The sequence below is a fragment of the Frankia sp. CoWAU3 genome (genome assembly GCF_977971855.1).
On the sequence record NZ_CDWWXB010000050.1, the window covers coordinates 5,373 to 13,723 of the forward strand.

General features: G+C 70.2%; 9 protein-coding genes. 4 read left to right on the forward strand and 5 right to left on the reverse strand.

Features of this window, described 5'->3' with window-relative positions; genetic code table 11:
- Together AC08ON_RS07240 and AC08ON_RS07245 are read left to right on the forward strand one after the other, a co-directional pair.
- Positions 1–1,029 (forward strand): acyl-CoA dehydrogenase (locus tag AC08ON_RS07240; protein ID WP_476616673.1); only part of this gene is annotated, 1,029 nt, incomplete at its 5' end.
- A 63-nt stretch (positions 1,030–1,092) separates the two neighbouring features.
- Entirely contained in the window at positions 1,093–1,479 is a 387-nt protein-coding gene (locus tag AC08ON_RS07245; protein ID WP_476607000.1) for a hypothetical protein, read from the forward strand.
- 121 nt (positions 1,480–1,600) lie between these two features.
- Here the strand turns inward: AC08ON_RS07245 and AC08ON_RS07250 are convergent, their stop codons facing one another.
- The 4 genes from AC08ON_RS07250 to pdhA form a co-directional block, all read right to left on the reverse strand.
- Positions 1,601–1,837, reverse strand: coding sequence for a hypothetical protein (locus AC08ON_RS07250; RefSeq protein WP_011434531.1), 237 nt, complete (start codon positions 1,835–1,837; stop codon positions 1,601–1,603).
- A 130-nt stretch (positions 1,838–1,967) separates the two neighbouring features.
- The gene (locus AC08ON_RS07255) at positions 1,968–3,353 is read right to left on the reverse strand and encodes a dihydrolipoamide acetyltransferase family protein (protein WP_476606999.1); all 1,386 of its coding nucleotides are present in this window, start codon (positions 3,351–3,353) and stop codon (positions 1,968–1,970) included.
- A 52-nt stretch (positions 3,354–3,405) separates the two neighbouring features.
- Positions 3,406–4,467, reverse strand: coding sequence for an alpha-ketoacid dehydrogenase subunit beta (locus AC08ON_RS07260; protein ID WP_476606998.1), 1,062 nt, complete (start codon positions 4,465–4,467; stop codon positions 3,406–3,408).
- Positions 4,464–5,678: a pyruvate dehydrogenase (acetyl-transferring) E1 component subunit alpha gene (pdhA, locus tag AC08ON_RS07265; RefSeq protein WP_476607005.1), complete on the reverse strand. Its 1,215-nt coding sequence runs from the start codon at positions 5,676–5,678 to the stop codon at positions 4,464–4,466. Before pdhA ends, AC08ON_RS07260 begins: the two co-directional genes overlap by 4 nt.
- A gap of 126 nt (positions 5,679–5,804) precedes the next feature.
- Between pdhA and AC08ON_RS07270 the strand changes: the two genes are divergently transcribed.
- Both AC08ON_RS07270 and AC08ON_RS07275 read left to right on the forward strand, forming a co-directional pair.
- Complete coding sequence (locus AC08ON_RS07270; protein ID WP_476607004.1) at positions 5,805–6,716, forward strand: LLM class F420-dependent oxidoreductase; 912 nt, start codon at positions 5,805–5,807, stop codon at positions 6,714–6,716.
- Between the two features lie 336 nt (positions 6,717–7,052).
- Positions 7,053–7,952 (forward strand): CapA family protein, encoded by a 900-nt coding sequence (locus AC08ON_RS07275; RefSeq protein ID WP_476606997.1) that lies wholly within the window; start codon positions 7,053–7,055, stop codon positions 7,950–7,952.
- 154 nt (positions 7,953–8,106) lie between these two features.
- Here the strand turns inward: AC08ON_RS07275 and AC08ON_RS07280 are convergent.
- Positions 8,107–8,351: Fur family transcriptional regulator (locus AC08ON_RS07280; protein ID WP_476616674.1), on the reverse strand; the 245-nt coding region annotated here is incomplete at its 5' end.

Consider the following 8,351-nt stretch of genomic DNA (forward strand, 5'->3'; position numbering starts at 1 on the left):
CGGGCGCCGGCGGTCGGTTGGCTGGTCGGCGACGTCCACGAGGGCATCGCCCAGATGTTCCAGGTGATCGAGTACGCCCGGATGATGGTGGGCAGCAAGGCCATCGCCACGCTGTCCACCGGATATCTCAACGCGCTCGAGTTCGCCCGCACCCGCGTCCAGGGTGCGGACCTGGCCCGCGCGTCGGACAAGACGGCACCGCGTGTCACGATCATTCATCATCCGGATGTCCGCCGGATGCTGATGATGCAGAAGGTGTATGCGGAGGGCATGCGTTCACTGGTGCTCTACACCGCGACGTTCCAGGACCGGGTTGCGCTGGCCGGCGAGCGGGGGGAGGCCGACGAGCTCGCCGAACGCATCAACGACCTGCTGCTCCCGATCGTCAAGGGGGTCGGCTCCGAACGGTCCTACGAGTTGCTCGCCTCTTCACTGCAGATCCTCGGTGGTTCCGGGTACCTGCAGGACTATCCGATCGAGCAGTACATCCGCGATGCCAAGATCGACACTCTCTACGAGGGCACCACGTCGATCCAGGGCCAGGACCTGTTTTTCCGGAAAATCGTCCGGGACCAGGGGCAGGCGCTGGCCTCCGTGCTGGGCGAGATCCAGACGTTCGTGAAGGGCGAGGCCGGCAACGGCGCGCTGCGGGCGGAGCGGGAGGCGCTGGGGGTGGCCCTTGGGGACGTCCAGAGCATGGTGAATTCGCTGGTCGGGTTCCTCACCGCCGCCGCCGAGGAGGCCGCCGCGATCTACAAGGTCGGCCTGAATACGACGAGGCTGCTGATGAGCCTCGGTGACCTGATCATCGGATGGCTGCTCCTGCGCGGCGCCGAGGTAGCCCTGCGGACCCAGGATTCTCCGGCGCTCGCCGGGGCCCGGCCCGCTCGGGACGCCGCCTTTTACCAGGGCAAGGTGGCCGCCGCGCGCTGGTTCGCGGCCAACGTGCTACCAGAGTTGACGGCGCGCCGGGTAGCGCTGGAGTCCACCGGCCTCGGGCTCATGGAACTGCCGGAGGAGGCGTTCTGATGTTGCCGCGGCGGGGTTGCGTTCTTGCCGCGGAAGGGTATATGGACCGGTATGGGAATCCCGTTGAGTCTTTTACTCTTGGCCCTCGGCGCCATCCTCGCCTTCGCGGTCCGCTCCGAACCGTCCGGGCTCGACATCACGGCCGTGGGCATCATCCTGATGTGCGTCAGCGCCATTGGGCTCGGCCTCACCCTGTACCGCGACCAGTGGCGCAGGAAGATCGTCGAAGAGTCGGTCGAGAACGGCGTGCCTGCGCCCAGGCCGCTCGATGACGGCATCATCGTCGACCCGTCCGCTCCGTTCGAGGCCCCGCACCGGCGCGAGCTGGGACTGACCCCCGAGGAGGATCGTCGGCTGAACCCCTCACGCCATCCGGAGGCGACCTGCGGTGACGGGCAGCCGGCCATCCACGTGCACGTCGAAGGGGACCATCCCGTGTCGCCGCACTGAACCGTGCTCGTTCACCGGTCCGCCTGCCCACCGCCCGGTCCGGTTCCCTGGACGGTCCGTGGGGACGGACCAGGGAACCCGGCCGGGCGCTCGTCCGCGGGGGCGAGCCGGGATGGTCGGTTCAGGAGGTGCGTAGCGGCGGGAACGCCTGATCGAGCTCGTTGCGCATGTCCCGCTTGAGGATGTCGTCGGCGTCCGAGGAAGACTGACCCTCGAGTAGAAACCGAGCCACTCGTAGGGTGAGGTCGACCCGCTCAGCCAGGTTGAGCGTGCCGGTGAACCGGCCGCTGGAGTTGGCGGAGGTCAGAACCTTGGCGACGAACTCGTCCGCGGCCTGCAGTGCCTCCACTCGCGTCATGGTTCCACCTCTTTGTGCCGGAAGCCGGTCAGAGGCGCAACCGTACCAGGGAGCGGAATCTGGGCCGTTGTGTGCCCCTCTTGCGTGCAGTGTGCCCGTTTGTGGCCAACTGGTGGATCCGATGAGTCGATCAGGACCAGGCGAGTGCCACCGTGGGATCGGTGATGACGGCACCCACGTCGGCGAGGACCGCGGAGCCCAGCGCGCCGTCGACGATGCGATGGTCGAACGAGAGTGCCAGCTGTACCACCGTACGCACGGTGAGCTGGCCCTCGTGCACCCAGGGCATCGGTCGGATCGAGCCCAGGGCGAGGATCGCAGCTTCGCCCGGGTTCAGGATCGGGGTGCCGATGTCGACGCCGAGGACGCCGACGTTGGTGATGGTGATCGTGCCGCCGCGCAGATCCGCGGGGCTGAGCCGGTCCGCCCTCGCCGCGGTGGTGAGGCCGGCCAGGGCGTGAGCCAGCCCGACGACGTCGAGCCGGCCGGCATCCGGGATGGTGGGCACGACGAGCCCACGCGGGCCCGCCACGGCGATGCCGAGGTTCACCCGGTCGTACACATGTATCTCCGGCCGGCCACCGCCCGCGTCCTCGACCCAGGATGAATTGATCATCGGATGTCGGCGAACGGCGATGAGCAGGGCTCTGGCGACGAACAGCAATGGGGTGATCTTGATCCTGGTGAACTCCGGCAGCGCCGTGATCCGGTCCCGGGCGGCCATCGTCGCCGTCGCGTCGACGGTGAGGAACTCGGTGACGTGCGGGGCTGCCGAGACGCTGGCGACCATCGCCTGCGCCATCGACCGCCGGATGCCGGTGACAGGCACGTGCCAGGTACGCGTCTCGGCGGAGAAGGTGGCCCCGGCGGGGATGACGCCGATCGGCGGGGCATCGCGCGTGGGCGGCGCCGCGAGGGGCGCGGTACGGGCGGGGGCACGCACCGCGGCCTCGACGTCGGCCCGGCTGATCGTGCCGTCTGGGCCGGTGCCGGCGAGGGATGCGAGGTCGACACCGAGGTCACGGGCGAGCTTGCGGACCGGCGGTTTGGCGAGGACCGGACCGGCTGTGTGGATCGGACCGGCTGTGTGGATCGGACCGGCTGGCGTAGGTGGTCGTCGAGGGCGGCGCCGGCGGCTCTCGGCCGTCCTCGGTCCATAGCCCACGAGGACTGGGGTGCGCTCGATGCTGCCAGCGTCCCGGGATGTCGGCAGGCTGTTCGCACCCGTCCCGTCGGCGTTGGTGTCGGCGTCGGTGTAGGTGTCGGCGTCGGTGTCGGCGGTCTGGATGGTCAGCAGGGGTGCGCCGACCGCGAGGGTCGTTCCCTCGGCGCCGTGGGTCTCGACCAGGATCCCGGCGAACGGGCTGGGGACCTCGACGACCGCCTTCGCGGTCTCGACCTCAACGAGGGGCTGGTTCACCGTGACGGTGTCCCCGACCTGGGCAAGCCACCGGACGATGTCCGCCTCGGTCAGACCTTCGCCGAGGTCAGGGAGCCGGAACTGTCGCTGCGTCACGGTAACCCCAGTCAGATAGCCGGTTGGTCGGTCCTCATGCTTCTCAGGACGCTCAGTACGCGAAGGAACGGTCCACGGCGTCGAGGATGCGGTCGACGTCGGGGAGGTAGTGATCTTCGAGGCGGGCCGGGGGATACGGGGTGTCGAAGCCGGTGACCCGCAGGACCGGCGCCTCCAGGGAGTAGAACGCCCGCTCCGTCACCCGCGCGGCGACCTCGGCCGACACCGAGACGTTGGACGGTGCCTCATGGACCACGACCAGCCGGCCGGTCCGGCGTACCGAGTCGAGCACGGGTTCCAGGTTCAGGGGTGAGAGCGTCCGCAGGTCGATGACCTCCAGCGACCGGCTGTCGTCCGCTGCGCTGATCTCGGCGGCGTCGAGGCAGGTCCGTACGGTGGGACCATAGCCGACGAGGGTCGCGTCCGTGCCGGTGCGCACGACCCGGCTGGCGTGCAGCTGGGTGAGCTCGCCCGCGGGCAGTTCGGAGAGGGGGCGCGGGTCGACCACGCCCTTCTCCCAGTACCGCCGTTTCGGTTCGAGGAAGATCACCGGATCGTCGGACCGGATGGCCTGCTGGATCATGTGATGGGCGTCGACCGGGTTCGAGCAGGCGACAACCTTCAGGCCGGCGGTGTGACAGAAGTACGCTTCCGGCGACTCACTGTGATGTTCGACGGCGCCGATCCCGCCGCCGAAGGGGATGCGGATCGTCACCGGCAGCCGGATCCGGCCGGCCGACCGGTAGTGCAGCTTCGCGAGCTGGCTGACGATCTGGTCGAACGCGGGATAGACGAACCCGTCGAACTGGATCTCACAGACCGGCCGGTAACCGCGCATGGCCAGCCCGATCGCCGTGCCGACGATCGCCGACTCGGCCAGTGGGGTGTCGATGACCCTGGCCTCGCCGAACTCCTGTTGCAGCCCGTCGGTCACCCGGAAGACCCCGCCGAGCTTGCCGACGTCCTCCCCCATGATCAAAACCTTGGGATCGGCTGCCATCGCCGAACGCAGCCCGAGGTTCAACGCCTTGGCCATGGTGACCGGGGCGCGGGCAACCCGCTCACCGACCTCGTCGGAGCGCTGCTCCCCGGCGACGACGGCCCCGCTGGTCACCGGTTCCCCTCGGGTACGCCCATCTCGTCCTCCACGCCGGGCCCCTCCACGTCGAACATGGCCGCCAACGCCGATCGCTGGGCCGTCACGAGTTCATTCTCAGCCACCTGCACATGGTCGAACAGGCTGGTCGGGATCGGATCCGGCAGCGCGACGCACTGCGCGCGCAGCTCGTGCGCGAAGGAGTCCGCCTCGATGGCCAGCTGCCGCAGACTCTCCTCGGTGAGTAGGCCCCGCGCCGTCAGGTAGGCGCGCATCCGGTCCAACGGATCACGCCGACGCCACATGTCCAGTTCACCCTTCGGACGGTAGCGGCTGGGATCGTCTGCCGTGGTGTGTGGATTCATCCGGTAGGTCACGGCCTCCACCAGCACCGGACCACGCCCGGCACGCGCGGTCGCCAGGGCCCACCGGGTCACCGCGAGACACGCCAGCACGTCGTTGCCGTCCACCCGCACGCCCGGGAAGCCGAAGCCCGCAGCCCGGTGGACGATCTCGATCCGGCTCTGGCGCCGGGCAGGTGCCGAGATGGCCCACTGGTTGTTCTGGCAGAAGAACACCAGCGGGGCGGCGAACACGCTCGCCCATCCGAACGCCTCGCTGACATCGCCCTCGCTTGACGCCCCGTCACCGAAGTACGCAATAGCCGCGTCGTCGGTGCCGTCCCGGGCGATTCCCATCGCGTAGCCGGTGGCATGCAGCGCCTGCGAGCCCACGACGATCGAGTAGAGGGCGCACCCGTGGGTGCCCGGATCCCAGCCACCGAGCGTCGTGCCGCGATAGATCGCCAGGATTTCCCTCGGCCTGACTCCCCGGCACCAGGCCACCCCGTGTTCCCGGTACGACGGGAACACCATGTCGCCGGGCCTCAGCGCCCGGCCGGATCCGACTTGGGCCGCCTCCTGGCCCCGCAGGCTCGCCCACAGCCCCAGCTCGCCCTGGCGCTGCAGGCTGGTCGCCTCCTCGTCGAACCGGCGGATGAACACCATGTCCCGATACAGCCCGTACAGGTCGTCGTCGGTCAGGTCGGCGATCTGGGCGGCCAGATCGACGGCTGTCCGGGGCGGGTCCGCTCCCGCGGCGTCCACCCCGCCGGCGCGGGCTCTGGAGGGATCGGGTCCCGGCGCATCGGGTCCCGGCGCATCGGGTCCGGCCGCCGTCGTCGTGGATGCGGTGGTGATCCGGTGACCGGCCGGGGTGAGCAGCTGCATGAGCTCCGTCACACTCGCCAACGATAGACCTTGGACGGACAGTGGCAACCGGATCCGACGGTCCCGCCGTGACGAGTGACCATCGTTCCTGCTCGGTACGGTTGCGCGGTGACGAGTGCGCAGCACATGAGCCGCCCGCCGGCCCGGCGTGAGATCGGCAAGGTGGGGATCTGGAGTGGCCAGTTCGACTTCTCCCCGGCCGCGGTCGTCCGGGAGGCGGTCGCGGAACTCGACGATCTCGGTTATCCGACGTTGTGGACCGGTGAGGTCAAGGGGCGCGAGGTGCTGGTCACCGCCGCTCTGGCGCTCGCGGCCACCTCCCGGATGACGATCGCGACCGGGATCGCGCAGATCCTCGCCCGTAACCCACTCACCATGACCGCCGGTCAGCTGGCCCTCGCCGAGGCGTACCCGGACCGGTTCCTGCTCGGGCTCGGGGTGTCCCACGCCGAGCTGATGCACATCCGGGGCGCCTCCTACACGCGCCCACTCGCCCAGATGGCGGCGTACCTCGACGAGATGGACCGGATGGCGGTCGAGCAGTACCGGGCCGTGCCACCTCCCGGTGTCCCGCCACGGGTGCTCGCCGCGCTCGGTCCGAAGATGCTCGGCCTCGCCCGGGACCGGGCCGACGGCGCCCACACCTATTTCGTGCCACCCGAGCACACCGCTGCCGCCCGGGACATCCTTGGGCCCGGCAAGCTGCTCGTCCCCGAGCAGGCGTTCGTCTTGCACACCGATCCGGAACAGGCCCGTGAGCTCGCCCGCCGGCACACCGGGTCCTATCTTCGGCTGCCGAACTACACGACGAACCTGCGGCGCTTCGGGTTCGACGACGACGATCTCGCCGGCTCGGGCTCGGACCGCCTGGTCGACACGATCGTCCCCTGGGGGGACGCGGACGTCCTGCTCGGGCGGATCAAGGAGCATCTCGACGCCGGGGCCGATCAGGTGGCCGTGCAGGTGCTTGACTTCGAGCGCCGTGGGCTGCCGCGTCGGCAGTGGCGCGAACTGGCACCGGTGCTGTCGGCACTCTGACCTCGGACGGACCGCGGCGGTCGAGCTCGGGATCATGGGAACGGTCGGGACGCGGCCGGTTTGCGAGTGGCTCGTCGTGGCGCGGTTGTCACGGAGGGGGAGCCTGGGGTGGAGCGGGGTGCAGTCAGCCGGCGTGTTCGGCGTGTTCGGCGTGTTCGGTGCAGACGCGGGCGCACGGCCGTCGCCGGTGGCGTCGCCGTCATCGTCGGATTCATGTTCGCGGCCTGTGCCGTGCCCTACGGCGAGGACCGTCCGAGGCCGATGCCGACGACTCATGCCGATGGTGCTTCCGTCACCACCGGTCCCCCCGCCTCAGCCGCGGCCACCGTGGGAGCCGTGGGAGCTGCCCCCGTCGGTGACGGCCCGCGGCGGCCGACGGGGCAGCCGGTCACCATCGCCTTCGGCGGTGACATCCACTTCGCGGGTGCTCCCGGTCAGCGGCTCGCCGCCGATCCGCGGACGGCGATCGGACCCATGTCGGCGGCCCTGAGCGCGGCCGATCTCGCGATCGCGAACCTGGAGACGGCGGTGACGGACCGTGGCACCGCGGCCCAGAAGGCGTATGTGTTCCGGGCTTCGCCCACCGCGTTCACCGCGGTGCGGGCGGCCGGCATCGACGTCGTCACGATGGCCAACAACCACGGCATGGACTACGGCATCGAAGGCCTGCAGGATTCGCTGCGTTACGCCCGGGAGGCGCACTTCCCGCTCGTCGGCATCGGCGTGGACGACACCGCCGCGTACGCCCCGTACACGACGACGGTCAAGGGGCAGCGTATCGCCGTCCTCGGGGCCACCCAGGTGCTCGACGACGAGTTGATCGCGGCCTGGACGGCGGGTCCGCACAAGCCCGGCCTGGCATCGGCCAAGGAGGTCGATCGGCTGGTGTGGGCCGTGCGGGCCGTGCGGGCCGCGGCGGACACGGTCATCGTCTTCCTGCACTGGGGGACCGAGCAGCAGCAGTGCCCCAACGAGGCACAGCGCGCCCTGCTCCCCCGGCTGGCGGCCGCGGGCGCGGACGTCGTCATCGGGAGCCACGCCCACGTTCTGCTGGGCGCCGGATGGAACTCCGATGGAGTGTACGTCGGCTACGGGTTGGGGAACTTTGTGTTCTATTCCTCCGGCGCCGGCCGGAACACCGAGTCCGGGGTGCTGGAACTGACCGTCGCCGGCCGGGCGGTCACGGCCGCCGCCTGGCTACCCGCCCGGATCGTGGGGGCATCCCCCAGCCGGTGACCGGTGCCGCGGGAGCCCGGGCCCTGGCGAGTTGGAACGCTCTGCGCGCCTGCACCGGCCTCTCGGCGACGGCCCCCTGCTCCGCTGCGCGCCCCTGCTCCGCTGCGCGCACTGTGGCTCCGCTGCGCGCCCCCTGCTCCGCCGGGAACCTCGCTCAGGTGGCTGGTCGGGCCGCGCAGATGGTGCAGGTGCCGTAGATCTCCACGGTGTGCACGACGTCGACGAATCCCTCGGCGTTGGCGACCTTGGCGGTCCACGCCTCGATCTCCGGCCCCGCGATCTCCACCGTCCGGCCGCAGGAGCGGCAGACGAGGTGATGGTGATGGTCGTCGGAGGCACAGCGCCGGTAGACCGTCTCACCGTCGTCCCGGCGGAGCATGTCGACCTCGCCGCGGTCGG

Bases quoted from the DNA above. Each gene is read 5' to 3' on its own strand.
- AC08ON_RS07250 (WP_011434531.1), bottom strand. From the start codon at position 1,837: ATGACGCGAGTGGAGGCACTGCAGGCCGCGGACGAGTTCGTCGCCAAG.
- pdhA (WP_476607005.1), bottom strand. From the start codon at position 5,678: ATGCAGCTGCTCACCCCGGCCGGTCACCGGATCACCACCGCATCCACG.
- AC08ON_RS07270 (WP_476607004.1), top strand. From the start codon at position 5,805: ATGAGCCGCCCGCCGGCCCGGCGTGAGATCGGCAAGGTGGGGATCTGG.